General features: G+C 51.7%; 30 protein-coding genes and 1 pseudogene. All 31 read left to right on the forward strand.

The window, feature by feature from the left end; all coding sequences use genetic code 11:
- Positions 1-606, forward strand: a 606-nt coding sequence (locus BUC22_RS21805; protein WP_073382722.1) for a phosphoadenosine phosphosulfate reductase, incomplete at its 5' end; no start/stop codon positions are given.
- 439 nt (positions 607-1045) lie between these two features.
- A complete protein-coding gene (locus tag BUC22_RS21810; protein WP_159435624.1) occupies positions 1046-1198 on the forward strand; it encodes a hypothetical protein in 153 nt (50 codons plus the stop codon).
- Complete coding sequence (locus tag BUC22_RS08610) at positions 1177-1590, forward strand: hypothetical protein (RefSeq protein WP_073382725.1); 414 nt, start codon at positions 1177-1179, stop codon at positions 1588-1590. Before BUC22_RS21810 ends, BUC22_RS08610 begins: the two co-directional genes overlap by 22 nt.
- A gap of 6 nt (positions 1591-1596) precedes the next feature.
- On the forward strand, positions 1597-1791 hold the full coding sequence (locus tag BUC22_RS08615; protein WP_073382727.1) for a hypothetical protein: 195 nt from the start codon (positions 1597-1599) through the stop codon (positions 1789-1791).
- Positions 1792-2055: 264 nt separating this feature from the next.
- Positions 2056-2313: a hypothetical protein gene (locus BUC22_RS21510; RefSeq protein ID WP_143163934.1), complete on the forward strand. Its 258-nt coding sequence runs from the start codon at positions 2056-2058 to the stop codon at positions 2311-2313.
- Positions 2310-3485, forward strand: a complete 1176-nt coding sequence (locus BUC22_RS08625) for a DUF2800 domain-containing protein (protein WP_073382730.1) — start codon at positions 2310-2312, stop codon at positions 3483-3485. The genes BUC22_RS21510 and BUC22_RS08625 overlap by 4 nt, the downstream gene beginning before the upstream one ends.
- Positions 3486-3494: 9 nt before the next feature.
- Entirely contained in the window at positions 3495-3833 is a 339-nt protein-coding gene (locus BUC22_RS08630) for a DUF5406 family protein (protein WP_073382732.1), read from the forward strand.
- 14 nt (positions 3834-3847) lie between these two features.
- Positions 3848-4627: a DUF2815 family protein gene (locus BUC22_RS08635; RefSeq protein ID WP_073382735.1), complete on the forward strand. Its 780-nt coding sequence runs from the start codon at positions 3848-3850 to the stop codon at positions 4625-4627.
- A 51-nt stretch (positions 4628-4678) separates the two neighbouring features.
- Complete coding sequence (locus BUC22_RS22075; protein ID WP_200805544.1) at positions 4679-4819, forward strand: hypothetical protein; 141 nt, start codon at positions 4679-4681, stop codon at positions 4817-4819.
- Complete coding sequence (locus tag BUC22_RS21815; protein ID WP_159435625.1) at positions 4819-4983, forward strand: hypothetical protein; 165 nt, start codon at positions 4819-4821, stop codon at positions 4981-4983. The genes BUC22_RS22075 and BUC22_RS21815 overlap by 1 nt, the downstream gene beginning before the upstream one ends.
- Complete coding sequence (locus BUC22_RS08640; protein WP_073382738.1) at positions 4961-6928, forward strand: DNA polymerase; 1968 nt, start codon at positions 4961-4963, stop codon at positions 6926-6928. The genes BUC22_RS21815 and BUC22_RS08640 overlap by 23 nt, the downstream gene beginning before the upstream one ends.
- A gap of 9 nt (positions 6929-6937) precedes the next feature.
- Positions 6938-9358, forward strand: coding sequence for a virulence-associated E family protein (locus BUC22_RS08645; protein WP_073382740.1), 2421 nt, complete (start codon positions 6938-6940; stop codon positions 9356-9358).
- 487 nt (positions 9359-9845) lie between these two features.
- Entirely contained in the window at positions 9846-10166 is a 321-nt protein-coding gene (locus BUC22_RS08655) for a VRR-NUC domain-containing protein (protein ID WP_073382746.1), read from the forward strand.
- A 34-nt stretch (positions 10167-10200) separates the two neighbouring features.
- A pseudogene (locus BUC22_RS22670) lies at positions 10201-11613 on the forward strand (SNF2-related protein).
- Positions 11585-11839, forward strand: a complete 255-nt coding sequence (locus tag BUC22_RS08665; RefSeq protein ID WP_073382748.1) for a hypothetical protein — start codon at positions 11585-11587, stop codon at positions 11837-11839. Before BUC22_RS22670 ends, BUC22_RS08665 begins: the two are co-directional and overlap by 29 nt.
- On the forward strand, positions 11820-12197 hold the full coding sequence (locus tag BUC22_RS08670; protein ID WP_073382751.1) for a hypothetical protein: 378 nt from the start codon (positions 11820-11822) through the stop codon (positions 12195-12197). Before BUC22_RS08665 ends, BUC22_RS08670 begins: the two co-directional genes overlap by 20 nt.
- A 104-nt stretch (positions 12198-12301) precedes the next feature.
- Positions 12302-13084, forward strand: coding sequence for a terminase small subunit (locus BUC22_RS08675; protein WP_073382752.1), 783 nt, complete (start codon positions 12302-12304; stop codon positions 13082-13084).
- A complete protein-coding gene (locus BUC22_RS08680) occupies positions 13074-14399 on the forward strand; it encodes a PBSX family phage terminase large subunit (protein WP_013381496.1) in 1326 nt (441 codons plus the stop codon). The genes BUC22_RS08675 and BUC22_RS08680 overlap by 11 nt, the downstream gene beginning before the upstream one ends.
- An 11-nt stretch (positions 14400-14410) precedes the next feature.
- Complete coding sequence (locus BUC22_RS08685) at positions 14411-15841, forward strand: phage portal protein (protein ID WP_073382755.1); 1431 nt, start codon at positions 14411-14413, stop codon at positions 15839-15841.
- Positions 15842-15843: 2 nt separating this feature from the next.
- The gene (locus BUC22_RS08690; RefSeq protein ID WP_073382757.1) at positions 15844-17475 is read left to right on the forward strand and encodes a phage minor capsid protein; all 1632 of its coding nucleotides are present in this window, start codon (positions 15844-15846) and stop codon (positions 17473-17475) included.
- A complete protein-coding gene (locus BUC22_RS08695) occupies positions 17468-17701 on the forward strand; it encodes a hypothetical protein (protein ID WP_073382760.1) in 234 nt (77 codons plus the stop codon). The genes BUC22_RS08690 and BUC22_RS08695 overlap by 8 nt, the downstream gene beginning before the upstream one ends.
- 56 nt (positions 17702-17757) lie before the next feature.
- Positions 17758-17910, forward strand: a complete 153-nt coding sequence (locus tag BUC22_RS22210) for a hypothetical protein (protein ID WP_207663159.1) — start codon at positions 17758-17760, stop codon at positions 17908-17910.
- 9 nt (positions 17911-17919) lie between these two features.
- Positions 17920-18105, forward strand: coding sequence for a hypothetical protein (locus BUC22_RS08700; protein ID WP_073382763.1), 186 nt, complete (start codon positions 17920-17922; stop codon positions 18103-18105).
- Entirely contained in the window at positions 18102-18410 is a 309-nt protein-coding gene (locus BUC22_RS08705) for a hypothetical protein (RefSeq protein WP_073382765.1), read from the forward strand. Before BUC22_RS08700 ends, BUC22_RS08705 begins: the two co-directional genes overlap by 4 nt.
- Positions 18410-18682: a hypothetical protein gene (locus BUC22_RS08710; protein WP_073382768.1), complete on the forward strand. Its 273-nt coding sequence runs from the start codon at positions 18410-18412 to the stop codon at positions 18680-18682. The genes BUC22_RS08705 and BUC22_RS08710 overlap by 1 nt, the downstream gene beginning before the upstream one ends.
- Positions 18683-18830: 148 nt before the next feature.
- Positions 18831-19445, forward strand: coding sequence for a phage scaffolding protein (locus BUC22_RS08715; protein WP_013381490.1), 615 nt, complete (start codon positions 18831-18833; stop codon positions 19443-19445).
- Positions 19446-19457: 12 nt separating this feature from the next.
- Positions 19458-20486, forward strand: a complete 1029-nt coding sequence (locus BUC22_RS08720; RefSeq protein WP_013381489.1) for a hypothetical protein — start codon at positions 19458-19460, stop codon at positions 20484-20486.
- A 15-nt stretch (positions 20487-20501) separates the two neighbouring features.
- Positions 20502-20870 carry a head-tail connector protein gene (locus BUC22_RS08725; protein WP_013381488.1) on the forward strand — a complete coding sequence of 123 codons (369 nt, stop codon included), beginning with the start codon at positions 20502-20504 and terminating at the stop codon, positions 20868-20870.
- Positions 20867-21217: a DUF6751 family protein gene (locus BUC22_RS08730; protein ID WP_070081180.1), complete on the forward strand. Its 351-nt coding sequence runs from the start codon at positions 20867-20869 to the stop codon at positions 21215-21217. The genes BUC22_RS08725 and BUC22_RS08730 overlap by 4 nt, the downstream gene beginning before the upstream one ends.
- Entirely contained in the window at positions 21217-21657 is a 441-nt protein-coding gene (locus BUC22_RS08735; protein WP_070081181.1) for a minor capsid protein, read from the forward strand. Before BUC22_RS08730 ends, BUC22_RS08735 begins: the two co-directional genes overlap by 1 nt.
- Complete coding sequence (locus tag BUC22_RS08740; RefSeq protein WP_013381484.1) at positions 21654-22115, forward strand: hypothetical protein; 462 nt, start codon at positions 21654-21656, stop codon at positions 22113-22115. The genes BUC22_RS08735 and BUC22_RS08740 overlap by 4 nt, the downstream gene beginning before the upstream one ends.
- The last annotated feature ends 4 nt before the right edge of the window (positions 22116-22119 follow it).

The following is a 22119-nucleotide window of genomic DNA, read 5'->3' on the forward strand; positions in this document are numbered from 1 at the left end:
GATCGGCTGATTTACTGCCACATCGAGAATCAGCATCCCGATAGTCTGCGTTTTCTATCGGACTGCGAGGGATTTTTTAGAAAGAAGATCGAAATTCTCCAATCCGAACACCAAAGCGTCGAGAAGGTTGTGGAAAAGTACCGGTTCTTAAACTCTCCGTATGGGGCAAAATGTACGAATATGCTTAAAAAACAGGTGCGGAAAGAGTGGGAGAAGAAACAGGATGAACCGCTTACCTATGTTTGGGGCTATGACTGCACCGAAAAACACCGGGCAGATCGTTTACAAGAATCCGAACCAGATATAACTCACGAATTCCCGCTCATCGATGCCAACATGACCAAAGAAGACTGCCACAAGCTTTCGAAAAAACTCGGTTTAAAGCGGCCGAAGATGTACGACATGGGCTATCCGAACAATAATTGTATCGGCTGTGTAAAGGGCGGCATGGGTTACTGGAACATGATCCGCAAGGATTTTCCGGAAGCGTTTGAACGGATGGCAAAATTAGAACGGGAGATCGGGCACAGTTGCATAAAGAATTGTTTTTTAGACGAACTTTCCCCGAACCGGGGCAGAAAACCTAAACCAATTTTAGAACAATAAAAAAGGTCCCAAAGCGAAGCCACGCATTAGGGACCAGACAATATGTTACGTGGTTATTGTACCACAGGAATGGAGAAAAAACAATGATCCAATACAGGGGCGTTCCGCCATAAGGAAGCTGTGCGACGCCATATAACCCCTTTAAGTCAAAGCCTGATCCGCGGGCTCAAAACGCGGAAATAAAAATTAAAAATCGTTTGTAAAAAAGTACACAAGATAAAAACGGACGGGAATGAGCGCCCGTCCAACCTGAACAGTCAAATTTTTTAAGCTTTAATGGATTAGAGTGTCATGCCAGCACCGCAGTGGCGTATATCTGCGGCACCTGTTTTAATTTTTATGAAAATAAAAAAAATAGTCCTCATGCTTGGACGGCTTATGAGGGCTACGTAGTAAAAATATCAATTACAGTATATCACGAAAGGGGAGCTGTGTAAATATGAAACCCGATGAAATTGAATGGGCGATCTGTCAGCTGAATTACCATAACAAACACTTTGAGATCAAAGGAAGCACCGTATACCGGGCCATTGAGATCGCCATCCGGTGTATGCGAGAGGAGAAAAAGCGATGCCAGAAGTCATCACAATAAAGGGCAAGAACCCACACCCGGAATTTATAAAAATAATCACCGGCGTTCTGGTTCCGGCAGAACGGGATGACCAAATAACCATTTTTGGCCCGGAGGATCTGAAAGACCCGATCATTGACCGTTGCGGTTCAGACGTCTGGGACTATCTGAAGCCCTATCTGAAAGAACCGGAAGAAACAGAAACCGTCGATGAAGCAGACCTGTGTTACGAGGACATCGAGGGCCTCAATAACCTTTTGGAAGAAGTGCTTATAATGGTCTGGCACCTGCAGAACTGGCTCACCGAACGAAAGCGCTGGCAGCGCGAGAGTGCCTTAGAGCAAGTAGAGGCCATCGTCAATAAAATCAAAAGCTCCGAATATTATGACGGAGCAGAAAACATGGAGGGATAAACATTGATGGACAAATTAATTATGTACCGGGAAACCCACGAAGAGAAGTCCGGAAACAGCTTGCTGCAGTGTTCAAAGGACGTTGAAATAGAGGTCAAAGCCCTGGCAAAACAGACAGGCCGTCTGACCAAAAACGTCACTGATGATCTGATTCGTTTTGCCTTGGAACGTGTTGAAATTCAGAACAAAGAGGAGGAATAAACAATGAAATTTGTATTCGATAGCCACGAGGAAATCAGAGATTACGCAACACACACCCTGCACATGGTAAACGCGCCGGAGCACCAGCCGGCCTATATTGATAACTCCGGGCTGCATCCGATTGACGTGCAGCAGATGCACCAGCCGGCCCAGCAGCCTGCCCCGACAGGACAGGCGCCAACCGTGTCACCTGTGCAGACAACCGCACAGCCCGCTCCGGCGGCCCCCGCAGCTCCGCAGCCGGCACCCGTTCAGCAGACCCCGGTGACCCCGCCGCCAGCTCAACCCGCCCCAGTACAGCAACCAGCGCCGGCGGCACAACCTCTGCCGACCACTGCCGTGACCCAGGAGTACACCCAGGATCAGATCAGCGTGGCCATGGCCGGCCTGGTCAGCCAGGGCAAACAGCCGGAGATCATGGCACTGATCCAGGGCTTTGGCGTCAGCAGCCTGGTAGAGCTGCCCAAAGAACAATACGGCGCCCTGGCCGTCAAGCTGCGGGAAATGGGGGCGCAGATATGAGTTCAAAGAAAGAAGCCCCAGCCCACGCCCTGCTGTCCGCCAGCAGCGCTGAGCGCTGGCTGAACTGTCCTGCCTCCGTCCGGTTATCCGAAGGGATGCCGGACCTGGCAGGCGATCCAGCCAGAGAAGGCACCCTGGCCCACGCTATCGCTGAGCTGAAACTGAGAAAGCAGTACACCGAGCCCGTGGGCAAAGCAACCTTCACAAGACGGATGAACAAGCTGACCAAAGACAATGACCTGTACAACCCCGAAATGCAGCGTTACACCGACCAGTATCTGGAGTTTGTGAACAGCATCACCTACGCGCAGACAACTACGCCCTTTGTAGAAGTGGAAAAAAAGGTTAATTACAGCGCTTATGCCCCCGAAGGCTTTGGCACTGCGGACTGTATTGTCATCCACGGGAACCACCTCTGGGTGATCGATTTTAAATATGGCAAGCACAATAAAGTCGATGCTGCGGACAACAGCCAGCTGAAGCTTTACGCCTTGGGGGTACTGGCCGATTATGGCTTCATCTACCCGATCCAGACCGTGACCCTCTGCATTGTGCAGCCCCGCATGGACAACGTTGTACAGTGGGACACCGATGTGGCCGCCCTGTACCAGTGGGGGAATGAAGTGGTCAAACCCCTGGCCGAAGAAGCCTATGCCGGCGGTGGGGAATGCGCGCCGGGTAAACACTGCCAGTTTTGCCCCGTCAAGCCCGTCTGCAAAGCATATGCCAGGCAGTACGACGTCAAAGAAGAAGAGATTAAAGACCCGCAGACCATGAACGCCGCAGAGATGGCCCAGATGCTCGCAAAGCTGGAGGGCGTGGTCAATTACCACAAGAAGCTGAAAGAGTATGCCCTCACCAAAGCACTGGAAGGCTTAACCATCCCAGGTTTCAAAGTGGTCGAAGGACGCAGCACACGCAGCTTCAAAGACCTTGACGCCGCATTCCAGAAAATTAAGGAAGCCGGCTTTGACGAATCCCTGCTCTATGAACGCGTCCCCCTGACCCTGACCGGTGTTGAGAAGCTCTTAGGTAAAAACCAGTTCGACAGCCTGTTAGCCGCCGACGTGGTAAAACCCCAGGGAAAACCAACGCTGGTACCCGAAGATGACAAACGGGAGCCGTTCAAACCAAAAAGCGCGGCCGAAGTATTCAAAGATATTCAAGTTTAGGAGGATTAAATGGAAAATTTTACCGTTAGCCGTGGAAAATGGCGAGAATATGATGTCAAAGTAACCTTACAGGCAGGAACATATAAAGGAGATTTCGTATTCCAGATACGTGGGAATATTCCCCCCTATGACGCGCTTAGAGATCTGGACCCGGAATGTGACCCGGTCGAACCGGTCCAAAATAACTGCAGCTACAAAGAGTCTGAAAATGATGACGGGGATTATTGGTTTGAAGCTTTATTAAAAGACGAAGCAGGGAATACCTGTCACGTTGAAGACGAGTGCTGTTTTTTAGAAGATTACATCGTTGGATTAGAGATTATCGATTGTAGAAACCGTAAATTTTAGGAGGAATAAATAAAATGAGTGAATTATTGATTGGTGAAATTAGAATGAGTTATGTTAACGTGTTTGCGCCATATGCGGCCAACGGCGGAGAACCAAAATACTCCGTGACCTTGCTGATCCCTAAGAGCAACACACAGCTGGTGCAGCAGATTCAGGCCGCTATTGAACAGGCCAAACAGGAGGGGGTCGCAAAGAAGTTCGGCGGCACTATGCCCGGCTTTGTCGCGTCTCCAATGCACGACGGCGACGGCACAAAGCAGACCGGGGAACCTTATGGCGAAGAGTGTAAAGGGCACTATGTAATGACCGCATCCTGTAAGCCAGAGTTCGGGGCACCCGGTGTCGTCGCAGGTCCTGACCGTCACCCTGCAATGGATCAGAGTGAAGTCTACTCCGGGTGCTATGGCTACGTATTTGTCAACTTCACCGCCTACAACGCCAGCGGGAAAAAGGGTGTCGGCTGCTACCTGCAGCACGTTTGGAAAACACGAGACGGCGAAGCCTTCGCGGGCGCAAGAACCAGCGTTGAAGACGCCTTTGCAGGGGTAACGGTCCCCGTCCAGGGTCAGCCTGCAGCTCCTGGTGTTGTTACGCAGCCCGGATACACCGCAGCCATGCAGAATCCTTATGCGCAGCAGCCCGCGGCTCCGGCGGTTACGCCGGGATATCCGCAGCAGCAACAGCCTGCCCCAGTACAACCCCAGTACGGTCAGGCCCCGGCACAGCCCGCAGCACCCCAGCAGATTGACCCCATCACCGGCCAGCCGATCCCGCCGGCAGTTATGGGCATCTAAGGATTCACGGCCCCCAGAGCGGGGCCTTTTTTAGCAAAGTAGGAGACACAAATGAAAAAACAAACAAAAGAATGGAAAGAATGGCTGGCGGTTATCATTATTTCAATCGTTTATCTCGCTCTTTGGCTTTCTTTAGGAATCTGTCTTTGTATTGTTGCGTATGGCATGGGCCGTATCATTGGGGGCGCCTAATGAGCAAGAACCAATACAACGAACACCGCTACACTGAAAAATACCCGGACCCGACCGCGGGCACGGCCATTGACAACATTGAGCGGGAAGAGAAACGAAAACACAAAAACCAAACGACAAAGAAGAAACGGGGGCACCCAGATGGCAAAGAACCTCAGCATTGATATTGAAACTTACTCCGGTGTAGATTTAACCAAGTCTGGGCTGTACAAATACGTGCAGTCCCCGGACTTTGAGATACTGCTCTTTGCCTACAGCTTTGATGATGAGCCCGTGGAGGTGGTGGATTTAACCCAGAAAGGGCGAACCCTGCCACAGCGTGTACTCTGGGCCCTTCAGGATCCAAACGTTAAAAAGGCCGCTTTTAACGCGGCTTTTGAGTGGTACTGCATCAACAAGTTTTTCGTGAGCCCGCTGGAGCAGTGGGAGTGTACCATGGTCCATGCCTATTATGCTGGTTACGCCGGCGGTCTTGGCCTGGTGGCCGAAGCCATGGGGATGCCGCCGGATAAAAAGAAAGACACTGCCGGCAAGGCGCTGATTAAGCTGTTCTGCTGTCCTAATGGGAAAAAAACAAAGAAGCACCCTTATGACCGCGTCTTGCCAAAACACGAGCCCGAAAAATGGCAGCTGTTTATCGAATATTGCCGCCAGGACGTGGTCGTGGAAAAAGCCATCAAGGAAAAACTGGACAAGTACCCCCTGCCTGAACAGGAGCAGCGCTACTGGATCATGGATCAGGCCATCAACAGCGGCGGCGTGGGCACGGCAATGCCGCTGATTGACGGCGCCCTTTATATCAAAGACGCGGTTGAGCAAGAACTGAAAGAAAACATCCGGGCGATCACAGGAACCGACAACCCAAACAGTGACGACCAAGTTAAAGCCTGGATTTTTGAAACCGCCGGCATTGAAGTGAAGTCCCTTGAAAAGAAAGTCGTTGAGGATGTCCTTGACGCCGTGTCCGCATTTCCGGAAGTGGTAACCGTGCTGAACCTGCGTAAGCAGCTGAAAAAATCCAGCCTGGCAAAGTACGCTACCCTGAAGGACGGCACCTGTGCAGACGGGCGATTCCGGGGAATGCTGCAGTTTTACGGCGCGAAAACCGGGCGGTGGGCCGGACGCGCCGTGCAGCCACAAAATCTTCCCAGGAATTACATGGCCACACTGGACACCGCCCGGGAACTGGTTATGCAGAAAAATGTTGAGGGCTTAAAGCTGATTTACGGCAATGTCCAGGACACCGCCAGCCAGCTGATCCGCACCGCGTTTGTGCCGACCGAAGGCTGCATTTTCGCCGTGGCAGATTACAGCGCCATTGAAGCCCGGGTCATTGCCTGGCTGGCCGGAGAAAACTGGAAGCTGGATGTTTTCAGAACCCACGGCAAAATCTATGAAGCATCCGCCAGTGCCATGTTTGGGGTGCCCCTCAAGAAGATCACAAAAGGAAATCCTGAATACGAGCTCCGGGCAAAAGGAAAAGTGGCCGAGCTGGCCCTGGGCTATCAGGGGTCGGATGGTGCTTTAATCCAGATGGGTGCCCTTAAGATGGGGCTGGAGGAAGAAGAACTCCCGGACATCGTCAGACGCTGGCGGGCATCCAACCCGCGGATCAAAGACCTGTGGTGGAAACTGGACCGCGCAGCTGTGCAGTGTGTAAAGTACGGTACACCGCAGTATCTGCAAAAAGGGATTGTGCTCTCAAGAGACCAGGAATATCTTTTTATCACTTTACCCTCTGGCCGCCAGCTTTTTTATCTTCACCCAGGCATCCTGCCGAACCGGTGGGGCGATGACGCCATTTCCTACGAAGGGCGGGGCGCATCGAAAAAATGGGTCACCCTGGAAACCTATGGGGGCAAACTGACCGAAAACGTGGTTCAGGCCATTGCGAGGGACTGCCTGGCAGAAGCCATGTACAAGCTGCACTGCGCAGGTTATAAAATCTGCTTCCATGTGCACGATGAAGTGATTCTCGAAGTCCCCAAAAATGACCCATGTTATAACCTGGACAACGCTATCAAAATCATGTGTGAGCCCCCGGCCTGGGCGCCCGACCTGCCCTTAAACGCCGATGGGTTCACGTCCGACTACTACAAGAAAGATTAGGAGGCCCTTATGCAAAACAACATCAAGTTAACCATTTCCACGGGGTCCGGAAGACACGCGGTCTTCTGGTACCCCCAGGAACTATACTGGGCCGATTTTATACAGAAGGTATCAAGCCCTGTCGTAACCGCTGAAAACTTTGCGGCCTACAAGCGCCTGCCCAAGAAACAGCAGGATGACCTCAAGGACGTCGGGGGCTTTGTAGGCGGGAGACTGGCCGAAAACCGCCGTAAAAACGACAAAGTCATCGACCGGTCCCTGATTACCCTGGACGCGGATTCCGTCCCGTCTGGGGGCACCCAGGCCGTCTTACAGGCGGTATCTGCTTTGGGCTGCGCCTACGTGGTGTACTCCACACGAAAGCACGAGGAAGCGGCCCCGCGCTTAAGAATCGTCATCCCTCTGGACAAGCCCTGCACGGCCGAACAGTATGAGCCCATCGCGCGGAAAGTCGCCAGTTATCTGGGCATGGAAATCATGGACCCGTCGACCTTTGAGGCCAGCCGGCTCATGTACTGGCCCAGCATCAGCGCAGATATGCAGAACCAATACATTTTTACCTATGAAGACAAGCCTTTTCTCTCCGGAGAAGGGGTGCTTGCCCAGTATACCAACTGGCAGGACGTGGCCGAGTGGCCCGAGGTGCCCGGCGCGGCCAAGGTAAGACAGACCGCCGCCAAACGCCAGGGGAATCCCCTGGATAAAAAGGGCGTCGTGGGCGCGTTCTGCCGGACCTACGACGTGCCGGCCGCCATCGCGAAGTTTATTCCAGACGCCTACAACCCCTGTGACACCCCAGGGCGTTACAGCTACGCGGAGGGTTCCACCGTGGGCGGGGCCGTGCTCTACGACGGCGGGAACTTCATTTTCTCCCACCACGCTACCGACCCGATCAGCGGCCTGCTCTGCAACGCTTTTGACCTGATAAGGCTGCACAAGTTCGGCCACCTGGACGAGGACGCCAAACCTGAGACCCCAGTGGCCAGCCTGCCCAGTTACCGGGAAATGCGCAGCTTCTGCGTGGAAGACCCGGAAGTTAAAGCCTTATTGTCAACTGAACGCTATGAGCAGGCAGTGGAAGAGTTTGAGGGCGTGGAGACGGTGCAGGCAATCGAAGACCCAACCGCGTGGATGGGCCTCATGAAGATGAACGAGAACGGGCAGTATGTCAAAACCATTGAGAATGTGCTGACCGTTTTGGAACACGACCCGCTGATTCGGGATCGCTTTTACCATGATGAGTTCAGCAACCGGCCGACTGTGACCGCGAGGATGCCCTGGGAAGACAACGTCCCGGGTGTTTACCGGGAACGGGGCTGGAATGACGCCGACGACGCCGGTCTGCGGCTGCATATGGAGAAGTTCTACAACATCAGTGGCGAGCGGAAAATTTATGACGCCATGGCCGTCTACGCGACCAAACACAAGCGCCATAAAATCCGGGAGTACCTGGGAAGCCTGAAATGGGATGGCCAAAAACGCCTTGAAACCCTCTTAATCGACTATTTTGGCGCCGAGGATAATAAGTATTCCAGAGACACCATTAAAAAGGCCCTGGTGGCCGCTGTGGCGAGGATATGGAACCCTGGCGTCAAGTTTGACAACATGCTGATTCTGGCCGGCGCCCAGGGCATCGGGAAAAGTACTTTTTTCAGCAAGCTGGGTAAAAGCTGGTTTTCCGACAGCCTGAGAACTTTTGAAGGTAAGGAAGCCAGTGAGCTGCTGCAGGGCTACTGGATCATCGAAGTCGGGGAGCTGGAGGGCTTTAATAAGTCCGAGATGGGCACCATCAAGCAGTTTCTCAGCAAGAAGGATGATATCTACCGGGCGCCCTACGGACGCCGGACAGAAGCCTTTCCGAGGACCTGTGTGTTCTTTGGAACCACCAACGAGAGCGACTTCTTAAGGGACCGTACCGGAAACCGCCGGTTCTGGCCCGTGGACGTTCATAAGGAAAAAGCAACGAAAAGTGTATTCACCGATCTGGATGACGAGGTGGATCAGATCTGGGCAGAAGCCATGGTCTATTATGCCATCGGCGAAAAGCTGTTTCTGGAAGGGGCGGCCGCCAATGAAGCCGAAGAAGCCCAGGAGGCCCATAAGGAAGTAAACCCAAAGGAAGGTGTTATTGTGGACTTTATCAGCCGTCGTGTGCCGCTAGAGTGGAATAAATTCGGACTGATGGAGAGGAGGACCTACTGGGCCACAGAGTGGCCTAAAGCGACGGAAGAAAACACGGTGCCGAGGGATCGAATCTGCGCAGCGGAAATTTGGTGTGAGTGCTTTAACAACGAGCTGAAGTATATGCAGCGCAAGGATACCGTTGAGATTAATAACATCCTAAACGGTTTGAAAAACACCGAAAAAGTGAGATCAAGTCAACGTTTTGGACCGGATTACGGAAACCAAAGAGGGTTTTGGATAATGTAGGCAAAAAAAGTTTGTAGGCAGAGTGTGCCTACATCGCCAACAAACAAAAATACAATGTAGGCGGGCTTTGTTGACACCAAAAGCAAGAAATATAAAGCCTTACAGATGTTTGCCTACATTGCCTACATTCTTTCTATATATAAATATAAAATAAAGAAATATAAGAATATATACACCTTATAAATCTTATATATTCTTATATTATATAGAGTATATAGAGAGAATGTTGAAGATGTAGGCAGACAGAAATCTAAAAAATATAAGGGAGCAATGAAAATGAACATAAATAAACTACCTGAATGTGTTCAATGGCTGGCAGATTTTATGAGAAGTCATCCAATCGTCGAGTGCCGAACCGTTCGAGGCGAGGCCTACAGAAAAGGGTTCAGCCAACGAGAACTCAGAGAAGCAAAAAAGATTTTAGGATTAATCACAGACTTCACCTACAACGAGAGGGGACAAAAAGTCTGGCAATGGAGGTTAGGATATGCTTGAAAAGGAACTAGAAGCAAAGCTGAGAGACGCCGTTAAACAACAGGGCGGCCGGGCTTATAAATTTACATCACCGGGGAATACCGGGGTACCTGACAGGTTAGTCGTATTCCCCGAAAACAAGATCGGTTTTGTCGAGTTAAAGCAGACCGGAAAGAGGCCGACCAAAAACCAAAAGCTGCAGATGACCCGTCTGGCCATCATGGGCTGTAAGGTCTACCTACTGGATCGGTCTGAGGACATAAAGTTTATCCTGGAGGATATTCAGACAGAGATATGGCCAATCTATCGGTGGGGGCTGCATGGTGCCCTATGAGCGAAAGCAAGAAAAGTAAGGAGGTGATGAACCCATGAAATTTATCCCGCATGATTATCAGCGCTATTGTATTAACCGCATGATTTTTGAGGACCATCTAGGATTACTCCTAGACATGGGGCTTTGACTTGGCAAGACGGTCATCGCCTTGACCGCCGTCAACGATCTGCGGTTCAACCGCTTTGCCATTTCAAGAACCCTGGTCATTGCCCCGAAAAAGGTCGCAGAAGACACCTGGACAAGAGAAAGTTCAAAATGGGACCACTTACACCTGCTGCGGATTAACGCTGCCTTAGGAGCCAAAAACAAGCGCATCCGGGCACTGAACACACCAGGAGACATCTGGGTGATCAACCGCGAAAATGTGCAGTGGTTGGTGGACTATTACCGCAACGACTGGCCCTTTGACTGTGTGATCATTGATGAGCTGTCCAGCTTTAAGAACCCCAGCGCTAAACGCTTCAAGGCCCTGAAGCTGATGCTGCCGCACATCAAGCGCCTGTATGGTCTTACCGGCACCCCGGCGCCCAACGGTCTACTGGACCTCTGGAGCCAGGTGTATTTACTGGATCAGGGGCAGCGATTAGGGAAAACCGTCACCGCCTACCGCGACCGGTATTTTAACCCCGACCAGCGAGGCGCGGACCGGATTTACACCTATAAGCCAAAAGACGGGTCCGAGGGCAGCATCAAGGCAGCCATCTCCGACATCTGCATCAGTCTGAGCGCCAGGGATTACCTGACCCTTCCAAAACGCATTGACAATGTGATCCCCGTCCACCTGAGCCCAAAAGCCGCCGCGCAGTACCGTGAGATGGAACGAAACATGCTGCTGCAGGTGGATGAGGCCACCATCGACGCCAGCACCGCAGCGGTCTTAAGCAACAAGTTGCTGCAGCTGTGCAACGGAGCCATCTACGACGAAAACAAAGCCGTCTACGCGCTGCACGACGAGAAGCTGGAGGCCCTGAAGGAGATCGTGGACACGGCCCAGGGAAACAGCTTGCTGGTGTTTTATAACTTCCAGCATGACCGGGACCGGATTAAGAAAGCCCTGTCCCGGATGAAGTTAAAAATCGGGGAACTGAAAACCCCGGAAGACATCGAAGAATGGAACGCCGGAAAGCTGGACATTCTTCTGGCCCACCCGGCCAGCGCCGCTTACGGATTAAACCTTCAGGACGGCGGGCACATCGTCGTGTGGTTTGGCTTAAACTGGTCCTTGGAATTGTACCAGCAGGCCAACGCAAGACTGCACCGGCAGGGACAGACTGAGACCGTTATTGTGCAGCACCTGGTCACCCAGGGCGGCATGGACGAGCAGGTTATGGAAGCGCTGCAGGGAAAGGAAGCCACACAGGATGCCTTACTGAACGCCCTGAAAGCGCGGATTGAAGAATATAAGCAGGAGGAAGAAAATGCCAACAATGAAGCCAAAACGCTGTGAAGGCTGCGGCGCCCTCTTTGATCCAAAAGCTGGGAACCAGCGTTACTGTGGGCCCGCGTGCTACCGTCTGGCCAGAGAGCGCCAAAAGGTAGAAGCAGCAAAACCAAGAGAAAAGCGGATGGCCATACCGGAGATTGAGGCAGCGGCCAGAAAACACGGTTTAACTTATGGGCAATTTACAGCCAATATGAGAAGGGAGGGCGCCTATGAATCCAACCGAGATTAAAGCAGAATTGGAACGATTGAACCAAGTTCGCCTGGACATTTTGAAACATCAAGGCCCAGAGAGGGTGAAATCAGAGACAAGTTATGTTGACGCAGATAGTATCCATGGGAACCATCGCCGGGCGGCGATCGATATTTTTGAGGAATATCAGCGTGTTACCGACAGGATGGACGCCCTGAGACAAGAGCTTAAAGAATGCGTTGACCGTTTTGAAAGCTTAGCAGAGAAAGTATTGTTTCTGGTGAACGTATACGGCATGACGCAGAAAGAGGCCGCGGAATATCTGGGGTATAATTATGACTACATCCGACAGGTGTATTCAAAGAACTCACAAAAGAACTCACATTTTAGGGCATAAAAAACACCCCATATGTGGTATAATGGCGTTAACAAGAGTGTAATTAAGAGGCCACGGCAGGAGCTGTGGTCTTTTTTCGTACGTAAAAAAGAGAGGTGAGGTGGTTGCCGGACACAAGAGATTTAGCTTATCAGGATTATCTCGAGGGCATGAAATACAAAGATATCGCGAAAAAATATGGCGTCAGCCTGTCCGCTGTAAAGTCCTGGGCAGCACGATACTGGAAAAAAGAAAGTTGCAACCCTGCAACCAAAAAAGTTGCAACCAAAAGGAAAGACCAGAAGATTATCACTGAAGAAGTTGATCAGGTCATGGGCAATAATGGTCTCACCGATAAACAGCGCCTGTTTTGCTTGTGTTATATTCGTTGTTTCAACGCAACGAAAGCAGCCATAAAAGCTGGGTACAGTGCAGAAACAGCCTACTCCATTGGCTTTGAGAACCTGAAAAAACCTGAAATTAAGGCAGAAATAGAACGCCTTAAGCAGAGCCGTCTGAACCGGGAGCTACTTTCCGAGGACGATCTGTTTCAAAAGTACATGGATATTGCCTTTTCCGATATGACGGATTATGCAAGCTTTGGACCCGGGGGCGTTGTTTTAAAAGATTCCGGACAGGTAGACGGCACACTGATTACCGAGGTCAAGGAAGGAAAAGCCGGCGTGTCTGTGAAGCTGGCCGACCGGATGCAGGCGCTCAAATGGCTGACAGACCGGTACACAAGTTTTAATCCCGAGCAGCAGGCGCGGATCGACAAATATAAAGCCGAGACCGCCAAGGTAGAAGCCGAAAACAAAGAACGCGCCGGCGGTGAGCAGCCTGGAGACGATGGTTTCCTGGAAGCTTTGAACGGCAGCGTGGCAAAGGATTGGGCCGATGAAGATTAAAAAAGCAGCCTTCCGGTTTAAGCCCTTTTCCAAGAAGCAGCGCAAAATTTTAAACTGGTGGTGTCTGGACAGCCCAGTTAAGGACAAGGACGGGATCATCGCCGATGGTGCCATCCGGTCCGGGAAAACCTTAGCCATGTCCCTTTCCTTTGTGATCTGGGCCATGACGAGCTTTCAGGGCCAGAATTTTGGCATGTGCGGCAAGACCATCGGTTCCTTCCGCCGGAACGTACTGTTCTGGCTCAAGATCATGCTCCGGAGCCGGGGCTACAAAGTAAAAGATCACCGCAGCGACAACCTGCTGGAGGTCACCCGGGGCGATACCGTCAATTACTTTTATATCTTCGGCGGAAAAGATGAACGCAGTCAAGACCTTATTCAAGGCATCACTTTAGCGGGTGTCTTCTTCGATGAAGTGGCTCTGATGCCCGAGAGCTTTGTCAACCAGGCAACCGGGCGCTGCTCTGTGGACGGTTCAAAGTTCTGGTTTAACTGCAACCCGGACGGGCCTTATCACTGGTTTAAATTAAACTGGATTGATCAGTGTACCGGATATCTTACCAGGAAGCAACAGGAAGAGCTCAGGAATAAAAACATTGAGCTGAAGGATATCTTGTACCTCCATTTTACCATGGAGGACAACCTCAGCCTGTCTGAAAAGATCAAGGCGAGGTACCGCGCCATGTATACCGGCGTGTTTTACAAGCGCTATATTCTGGGCCTGTGGTGTGCAGCTGACGGCCTGATCTACGACATGTTTGACAAGGCAAAGCACGTGGTCAGCCAGATCAAAGAAACGCTGCTGCCAAAGCATTATGTTTCCTGTGACTACGGCACCCAGAACGCCACCGTCTTTTTACTCTGGCAGCGTGGCGAAAGCGGTGTCTGGTACTGCATCCGGGAGTACTATTACTCCGGAAGAGACGAGAGCAAACAGAAAACCGATATCCAGTACGTCGAGGATTTAAAGCAGTTCCTCGGCGGTATCAAACCAACAGCCGTGGTGGTGGACCCATCAGCGGCTTCTTTTATTGCGCAGTTAAAACAGAGCGGCTTTCGTGTCAAGAAAGCCAAAAATGACGTGCTTGACGGCATCCGTTTCGTCGGGACCCAGTTAAACCTTGGGAAGATCCGCTTTCTGGACAGCTGCGAAAACACCATCAAAGAATTCAGTTCCTACACATGGGACGAAAAAGCCGTTGACCGCGGCGAGGACAAGCCTGTCAAGGAATATGACCATGCCATGGATGCGGTGCGGTATTTCTGTTACACAATCATCCGCAGACGTTCTAAAGATATCATGCAATCAGAATAAGGAGTGCATCAATGAGCATAATCACAAAAATCAAGGAGGTGTTCAGGCGCTTGTTTACAAGGCAGAATATTCAAAGCAAAATCAATACCACCATCGCTGTGTCCGACAAAATGGCCGCTGCCATTGACCTGTGGACACGCTGTTACAAGAACCATCCGCCCTGGCGGTATGACAAAAACGGTAAGGAAAAAGTAAAGACCCTCAACCTGCCGGCCATCATTGCCAGCGAACTGTCAAGACTGGTCACCACTGAGCTTGAAACCTCCGTGGAAAACAAAACATTGGACGAAGCCTACCAGACCGTTGCCCGGGACCTGCGCCATTGCTGTGAACTGGGCTGTGCCGGCGGAGGTCTGGCCTTTAAGCCAGTACCCGAAAATGGCCGGATCAGCGTGGACTACGTCTCAGCAGAGAGCTTTTTTCCCACAGACTACGACACCAACGGAGACATTACCGGCGCCATCTTTGTGGATAAGCTGACCAAGGGCGATACCGTCTACACGAAGCTGGAACAGCACCGGTTAGAAGGCAAGCAATACACCATCCGCAACTACGCCTTTAAAAACGAAACCCAGGACCCCGATGTTACCGAAGATCTGGGGTGGCCGATTGCATTAGCAGACGTCCCAGAATGGGCAGCCATCGAGGAAGAAAAGGTCATCGCCCCAGTGCTGGCACCGCTCTTTGCCTATTTTAAGATGCCGGGCGCCAACCCCATTGACAAGACCAGTCCTCTGGGCGTGTCCTGCTTTGCGAAAGCCCTTGAGCAGATCGAACAGGCTGACCGACAGTACGACCGGCTGCTGTGGGAGTACGAAGGCTCCGAACTGGCCCTTGATCTACCTGCAGACTGGTTTGCTTTCGATGAGGTAAAACAAAAGTGGCGCCTGCCAGAGGGGAAAGAACGGCTCTTCAGAGTCCATGATATGGATGATGATGAGAACAGCCGGTACAACATCTTCTCCCCGGCCATCCGGGACGCCAGCCTGTTCAACGGCCTTGACAACCTGCTCAAACGAATCGAGTTCAACTGCGGCCTGTCCTACGGCACCATCAGCGATCCCCAGAACGTGGATAAAACCGCTACGGAGATCATCAGTTCAAAGCAAAGGCTTTACAGCACTGTCAAAGATATCCAGCTGGCCCTGGAGGACGCCTTACAACACATGGTCTACGCCATGAGCGTGTGGATGAACCTCAGTGGCCAGACCGTGCCCGTTGGTCCAGAGGTCACCTTCAACTGGGATGACTCCATTGTGATCGACAAGCAGGCCGAGCTGCTGGCCATGCAGCAGGATGTGGCCAGCGGGATTCTCAGACCGGAAATTTATCTGGCGAAGAAGTACGGCGTCACTGAAAAAGAAGCCCTGAAAATGATGCCAGATACCGAAGAAACCGTTGACGAGGGCCTGACCGTATCCGACCCCAATAAAGGCGATTAACGATGCTGACCCCAGAACAATATGACCAGATTGCCGATCACCTGACCGGCCTTTTCCAGGATCTGGAAGCTTTCATCATCCAGGACTTTGTAAGGCGGGTCACCACCGCAGGCACCATCACCGAAACTGCGAGGTACCAGATCATTAAAACGGAGCAGATGGGGCTGAGCACCCAGGCCATCAAAGAAGCCCTTCAACAGGCTTTAAACATCTCAAACGAAGAAATCGACCACCTGTTTAAGGAATGGGGGCTTGAAGCCATAAGGGTAGAAAACGGCATTGCCAGCCAGGCGGGGATTGATCCCATAACACTGGAAACCCACCCGGAACTCGAACTGATCATCGAATCCGCCATCGACCAGACAAAAGGCGAGCTGGTCAACATGACCGGCACCCTGGGCTTTGCGCAGAAGATCAACGGCAAAATTGTCTTTACCGAGCTGTCCCAGTATTTTCAGAAAGAAATGGACTTTGTGCAGATGCAGGTTCAGAGCGGGGCCCTGGATTATAACAGCGCCATAAGGCAGAGCGTGAAACGTATGGCCGATAGCGGACTTAGAACAGTTGACTATGCCAGCGGCTGGAGTAACCACCTGGATGTCCCTGCGCGACGGGCAACCCTCACCGGCGCTAACCAGATGTCCGGCAAGCTGACCGACGCCCTGGGCGAGGAAATGGCCTGCAACTTTGTTGAGGTCACGGCCCACGCCGGGGCCAGAAACACTGGCAGCGGTCCCGCGAACCATGCCAGCTGGCAGGGAAAGGTCTATGCCCGGAAAGGTGAGACTAAAGAGTATCCAAACCTTGTGAAGGCAACCGGCTATGGAACGGGCGCAGGCCTGAAAGGCTGGAACTGCCGGCATGACTATAACAACTTCTGGCCCGGTTATTCCGAACGCACCTGGACGGACGAAGAACTGGCCAACATTGACCCGCCGCCCTTTTCCTACAAAGGCAGGGAGTATGACTATTACGCCGCCAACCAACGGCAGCGCGCCATTGAGCGGGCGATCCGGAAAACCAAACGGGAGCTGATCGGCTATGACGCAGCTGGAGATAAGGAAGCCTTCACCGCTGCCAGTATCAAGCTCCAACGGCAGCGGCAGGAATATCAGAGCTTCAGCAAAGCCGCAGATTTAAGGCAGAAACCCGAACGGCATCAGGTGTATGGGTTTGACCGTAAGATTGGTCAGAAGGCCACACAGGCCAGAAAAAAGGTTGTAGATAAAGCCAATCAGCAGTATAATAAGGGTAGCGAAGAAGCCAATGTGAATGCATACCAGCGGGATGAACAAACGCGAAAGAAAATCCGTGAAGACTATCCCAAAATGATTCTGGAAGGGAAACAAGGTAAGCATCTGATTGGTCATAACAACTACACCAAAGGTAAGAGTTACCTGACGATTTCCCTTGAGGAAGCGCAACGGCTTGTTGATCAATACGCGGGTACGGGAGAGATAAAGCGTGACAGTAAAGAGAAATGGACGCATAAAGAGTTTATAACCCTTGATCACGTGATTGGGGTGGTTGTTGATCCAGAAACTGGTAAAAAAACCGAAACGCGCCGATGCGCCATTCACTATTCAAATAAAGGCACACATATTGTGCCCGCAAAGGAGGTCGAGAATGCTTAGTCCAAAGGAAAAAGAACTGTATGACAGCGTAGGGAAGCGGATAAAAGCGACAATTGCCCATGGTGATGTATTCATCGGTCATTGCACGGAGTTTACAGACGCCTATGATAATGAGCCTGAGGAAGCCAGTATTACACTCAGAGACCCTGAGAAAAACGGAAAACCTTTCCCTGGGTTGATTGAGCTTTTCCTCAACGAAATCAAAAGTATTGAAGTTTTAGACTAACCACCAACCGGCAAAGCGGAAGGTGGTTTTTTAGTGCACCAAATAAGGAGGAGAACATGCTGACATTAGCTTTGTTATGGATGATAGGACACGCATTAGAATTACCAACGACCTACTGGGTAATCTGGCGGATCATGGTCGCATTGAGCCCGATACGCCTGCTGATCAATGTATATAAGGCTGGAAAAGATAGCGGGAACAACGGTTAGGAGGAGAACATGCTAATAGATTTTATGCCCTATGACTTTTGCAAAATAAACTGTCCCTTACAGGCACTTGTGATTGAAACAGAGATATGCGGATACGCAAGCGACCCCTGTAAAACCTACAAAAACTCGCTGGAATGCACCAACCGCGAAACATGCCGGGCATTTCTGGCATTTGAGAAAGGCAGCGAAAAATGAGTTTACCAAAAAAAGTTAAAATTGGCTGGAAAGAATATAAGATTTTAGAGCAGCCACCAGACGAAGCCTTAATTGACGGCGGCACCATCTGTTACGGCCAGGTTTTTTATGACCGGCAGGAGATTTATATCAATAAAAATTACCGAAAGAAACACAAGAAGGCAACGCTGTTGCACGAGGTGATCCATGCCATTGATGAACAGTACAGCATTGACTTAAAAGAGGAGCAGGTTGTCAGTCTTACACACGGCCTTATGTCTGTTTTAAAGGATAATCCGGCATTGCTTCGGAAGGAGAGAGAATAATGGCAAGTTACGTTAAAAAGCCCGTTGTCATTGAAGCATTTCAGTATGACGGCGATTTCATGAACCGCGACGGTACCTATTACGTGCCAGAGTGGGCACAGACAGCACTGGAGCAGGGCACGTTACATTTTGATGGCCCGGAATTACAGATTCGGACATTAGAGGGCCCGTTGCGTGTGAGTGTTGGTGATTATATTATCAAAGGCGTACAAAACGAATTGTACCCCTGCAAACCTGATATTTTCAGACAAACTTACAGTTTACTTGAATAAATGACGGAGGTGATCCCACATCTCGCCAAAGACGTGCGTCAACGTCTTATTTTTATACTCAAATCCGGGACCGTCCCTAAGTCGCGAAACTAAGGGAGCACAGAGGACGCGACCCTCGCGAAAAAAGCGCAGTGCTTGAAAGGAACACATGAAACGAGCAACCCTTGAGGCCATGGGCCTTGAAAAAGAACAGATTGACCAGATTCTGGATGAAAACAGCGCGGACATTGGCAGAGAACGGGCCAAGGCCGACGCGAAGCAGGAAAAAATCAGCGCACTGGAAGGCGAGCTTTCCAAGAAGGACGCCGAGATTGAAGCACTCAAAAAAGCAGACCCCGAGGGCTTGCAAACCAAGCTTACTGAGCTGCAAAAGAAGTATGACACGGACATTGCGGCCTGGGAGGAGAAAGAAGCCAAACGCACCTATGAAGAACGCCGCGCCGCTTTCTTTGGTGATACAACCTTTACAGATGATTACACAAAACGCGGTATATTGGCTGAATTCGACGAAAAAGGCTTTGAGTATGACGAAGCCTCCGGAACCTTTAAAGACGCGGATACGTGGCTGTCTGAGCTGAAAAACAGCGTCCCGACCGCCTTCCGGGATCCGAAGACCATTCCCCAGATTGTGAACCCCTCCAAGGGTGACCCTGGGGACATGAGCATCACCGCGGATCAATTCAAGAATATGACGTACATGGAAAAATTAAAATTCAAAAACGAACAGCCAGACGCTTATAAAGCGCTCAAAACGGCTGAGTAAGGAGATTAAATTATGGCGGGAACTTTTTTAAACTACCCCTTTGACGAAGAACTGTTTATGCAGGCATGGGCCGAAGAACCCGATCCTGTAAAGACCGCGCTGCTTGACAGCGGCGTCATGGTGGAGGATTCCCAGATTGCCGGACAGATCGCCGGCGGGGGCAACCTATACACCATCCCATTCTACAAACCATTATCCGGTACCCCAGCGAACTACGATGGCTCCACCGACGTGCCCGTCGAAGAAACCGCTGCGGATTGCCAGTCCGGTGTGGTCTATGGCCGCACCCAGGGCTTTATGGCCCGTGACTTTGTGTCTGACCTTTCCGGCGCAGACCCCATGGGGCATATCGCAGCATCGGTGGCGCGTTTTTGGAACCGCTACCGTCAGGCCGTTATCCTCAAGGTACTGTCCGCTATTTTCGGCATTACAACCCCAGCCGATTGGAAAAACAAGCATACTGCAGAGGAAGTGTCCGCCACCGCAGACCCGGCCCTGATTACCGCCACCCACCTCAACGACCTGGCAACCCAGGCGTGCGGAGACAACAAAAACATTTTTCAGCTGGCCATCATGCATTCCGATGTGGCCAAAACCCTGGAAAATCTCCAGCTGCTGGAATTCTGGAAACAGACCGACGCCAACGGCATTCAGCGCCCGGTCAACCTGGCTTCCTGCAATGGCTATACTGTGCTCATTGATGATGGTGTACCGGTTGAGGCAGTGGGCGGCGAAGGCGCCAATAAGGCACTGAAGAAATATACCACCTACCTGCTGGGAACCGGCGTGCTGCGCCATGCCAACGGGAAACTGGACAAGCCGGGAGCCGTGCCCGTGCGTGACGAAATCACCAACGGCGGTCAGGAAACCCTGGTGACCCGCATTCGTGAAACCATCCATCCGAACGGATTCAGCTTCAAGATTCCAACCAGCAGCTGGACGGAATCCCCGACCGATGCGCAGCTGGCCGCCACCGCCAACTGGGCATGCAAGTTCAACCCGAAGGCGATTCCGATCGCGAGACTGATCACTAACGGTTAAGAAGGAGGCGTAAACATGATTTACGCAGATTTTGAGTATTACCGAGACGTCTTTCATGGGACGAAGATTAAGGAACAAGCAGAATTCGAGGGGCTTGCGGTCAAAGCGACCGCGGACCTCGACAGGCTGACCTTTGGACGGATTGACCCAGAGGCGCCCATCAGTGAAGCGGTCAAAAACGCCATGTGCGCGGTGGCCGAAACGCGAAAGGCTCACGCGTCCGGCGAGGCGGGCATTGCCTCGGCGACCATTGGCAGAAAATCCGTGACCTACGCAAACGCGGACAAGCAGACCCTGGAGCGCGACAGCACCAAAGCCGCTTACCCGTTTCTGATCAACACAGGTTTGCTCTACCGAGGGTTTTACCCGGGTGAAAACCGATGATTGAGCCCAACGCCGATATCACCATCGTCCATCTGAACGACGAAGGACCCCCGGATACCGACCATATCTATGGCGTGGATTGGCAGGGGGAGCGCAAGACGGGCGTCACCGACAACGGCCTTCAGGCAGCGGATGTGATTACCATCTTTATCCCCAAGAGCCGCAAAGACACAATAACCATGCAGAAAACCGATTTTGTGGTGCGAGGGATTAAAACCTACAACGAAACAGGCAAAGCCCTGCGGCGGGCCTTGGAAAAGGATCAGGCTGTCACCATCCTTTCGATAGTGGACAACCTGGATTTCAGACCTGAGTTACTCGCGCACATTGAACTGGGGTGTAAATAATGGCAAAAGGGACAAAAATCCGCCTGGAAATGGACAGCGCCCACAAGATTCTGTCCAAGCGCAAGCTGGGAAAGGGCGGTGAAGCCCAGAAGAAACTCCTGACCGAGATAAGAAGGGCAACCGACCCTTATGTCCCCAAGGATACTGGACACCTTAAAAACACCTCGCGTATCGTCCCATCCAAAGGGCAGCTGATCTACCCGGGACCTTACGCGCGGTACCAGTATTACGGTAAGGTCATGGGCCCCAACATCCCAATCATGCAGGATGGGATGCTGGAAGGCTTCTTTTCAAAAGCCCCGAAAAAGCTGACCAATAAAAAGTTAAAGTATGCCGGCGCCCCCATGCGGGGCTCCCATTGGGCTACCCGAGCATGGGCCGCCCGGGGTGACGCCATTGTAAGGGCCGTGGCCGGCATGATTGGAGGAAAAGCAAAATGAAACCCTTCATCGAGGTGGTGCGGGACTTTATCAAGACCTGCCCCTACCTACCCGAGTTTGAATCCGGCGTGAAGCAGATCGGCGTGGACTTTCTCGGGGAAGACCCGGAAACCTACGTAGTTGAGAGCATGCCCGTGGATCCGGTGGTTAAGACTTATGTTAACGGTGATGCGGAAAAACAGTTTGGCTTTATCTTTGCCAGCAAGGAATACTATGGCCGGGACGCTATCATCAACATTGAAAATCTCGGCTTTTATGACAACTTCGCTCTGTGGCTGACCCAGCAGACCATGTTCAAGAAACTGCCAAAGCTGGACGGCGGGCGGACCGCCCTCAGCATGGAAGCCACCCTGACCCCTTATCTGTTTGACGTGGACCCTGACGCGAGCGTTGCCCGTTACCAGATCCAGTGTGTATTAAAATATTTTGAGCCGGCGCCAGAGGAGCCCGGCATGTAAGGAG

This window comes from Eubacterium callanderi (genome assembly GCF_900142645.1).
Taxonomy (GTDB): Bacteria; Bacillota; Clostridia; order Eubacteriales; family Eubacteriaceae; genus Eubacterium; species Eubacterium callanderi.

Excerpts from the sequence above, each read along its gene's own strand:
- BUC22_RS22210 (WP_207663159.1), top strand. The coding sequence starts at position 17,758 with ATGCTGACATTAGCTTTGTTATGGATGATAGGACACGCATTAGAATTA.
- BUC22_RS08720 (WP_013381489.1), top strand. The coding sequence starts at position 19,458 with ATGGCGGGAACTTTTTTAAACTACCCCTTTGACGAAGAACTGTTTATG.
- BUC22_RS08710 (WP_073382768.1), top strand. The coding sequence starts at position 18,410 with ATGGCAAGTTACGTTAAAAAGCCCGTTGTCATTGAAGCATTTCAGTAT.
- BUC22_RS08655 (WP_073382746.1), top strand. The coding sequence starts at position 9,846 with ATGCTTGAAAAGGAACTAGAAGCAAAGCTGAGAGACGCCGTTAAACAA.
- BUC22_RS08630 (WP_073382732.1), top strand. The coding sequence starts at position 3,495 with ATGGAAAATTTTACCGTTAGCCGTGGAAAATGGCGAGAATATGATGTC.
- BUC22_RS08690 (WP_073382757.1), top strand. The coding sequence starts at position 15,844 with ATGCTGACCCCAGAACAATATGACCAGATTGCCGATCACCTGACCGGC.
- BUC22_RS08665 (WP_073382748.1), top strand. The coding sequence starts at position 11,585 with ATGCCAACAATGAAGCCAAAACGCTGTGAAGGCTGCGGCGCCCTCTTT.
- BUC22_RS08640 (WP_073382738.1), top strand. The coding sequence starts at position 4,961 with ATGGCAAAGAACCTCAGCATTGATATTGAAACTTACTCCGGTGTAGAT.
- BUC22_RS08670 (WP_073382751.1), top strand. The coding sequence starts at position 11,820 with ATGAATCCAACCGAGATTAAAGCAGAATTGGAACGATTGAACCAAGTT.
- BUC22_RS08725 (WP_013381488.1), top strand. The coding sequence starts at position 20,502 with ATGATTTACGCAGATTTTGAGTATTACCGAGACGTCTTTCATGGGACG.
- BUC22_RS08740 (WP_013381484.1), top strand. The coding sequence starts at position 21,654 with ATGAAACCCTTCATCGAGGTGGTGCGGGACTTTATCAAGACCTGCCCC.
- BUC22_RS08730 (WP_070081180.1), top strand. The coding sequence starts at position 20,867 with ATGATTGAGCCCAACGCCGATATCACCATCGTCCATCTGAACGACGAA.
- BUC22_RS08695 (WP_073382760.1), top strand. The coding sequence starts at position 17,468 with ATGCTTAGTCCAAAGGAAAAAGAACTGTATGACAGCGTAGGGAAGCGG.
- BUC22_RS08705 (WP_073382765.1), top strand. The coding sequence starts at position 18,102 with ATGAGTTTACCAAAAAAAGTTAAAATTGGCTGGAAAGAATATAAGATT.
- BUC22_RS08700 (WP_073382763.1), top strand. The coding sequence starts at position 17,920 with ATGCTAATAGATTTTATGCCCTATGACTTTTGCAAAATAAACTGTCCC.
- BUC22_RS08645 (WP_073382740.1), top strand. The coding sequence starts at position 6,938 with ATGCAAAACAACATCAAGTTAACCATTTCCACGGGGTCCGGAAGACAC.
- BUC22_RS08625 (WP_073382730.1), top strand. The coding sequence starts at position 2,310 with ATGAGTTCAAAGAAAGAAGCCCCAGCCCACGCCCTGCTGTCCGCCAGC.
- BUC22_RS08680 (WP_013381496.1), top strand. The coding sequence starts at position 13,074 with ATGAAGATTAAAAAAGCAGCCTTCCGGTTTAAGCCCTTTTCCAAGAAG.
- BUC22_RS08610 (WP_073382725.1), top strand. The coding sequence starts at position 1,177 with ATGCCAGAAGTCATCACAATAAAGGGCAAGAACCCACACCCGGAATTT.
- BUC22_RS08615 (WP_073382727.1), top strand. The coding sequence starts at position 1,597 with ATGGACAAATTAATTATGTACCGGGAAACCCACGAAGAGAAGTCCGGA.
- BUC22_RS22075 (WP_200805544.1), top strand. The coding sequence starts at position 4,679 with ATGAAAAAACAAACAAAAGAATGGAAAGAATGGCTGGCGGTTATCATT.
- BUC22_RS08715 (WP_013381490.1), top strand. The coding sequence starts at position 18,831 with ATGAAACGAGCAACCCTTGAGGCCATGGGCCTTGAAAAAGAACAGATT.
- BUC22_RS08685 (WP_073382755.1), top strand. The coding sequence starts at position 14,411 with ATGAGCATAATCACAAAAATCAAGGAGGTGTTCAGGCGCTTGTTTACA.
- BUC22_RS08735 (WP_070081181.1), top strand. The coding sequence starts at position 21,217 with ATGGCAAAAGGGACAAAAATCCGCCTGGAAATGGACAGCGCCCACAAG.
- BUC22_RS08635 (WP_073382735.1), top strand. The coding sequence starts at position 3,848 with ATGAGTGAATTATTGATTGGTGAAATTAGAATGAGTTATGTTAACGTG.
- BUC22_RS21810 (WP_159435624.1), top strand. The coding sequence starts at position 1,046 with ATGAAACCCGATGAAATTGAATGGGCGATCTGTCAGCTGAATTACCAT.
- BUC22_RS21815 (WP_159435625.1), top strand. The coding sequence starts at position 4,819 with ATGAGCAAGAACCAATACAACGAACACCGCTACACTGAAAAATACCCG.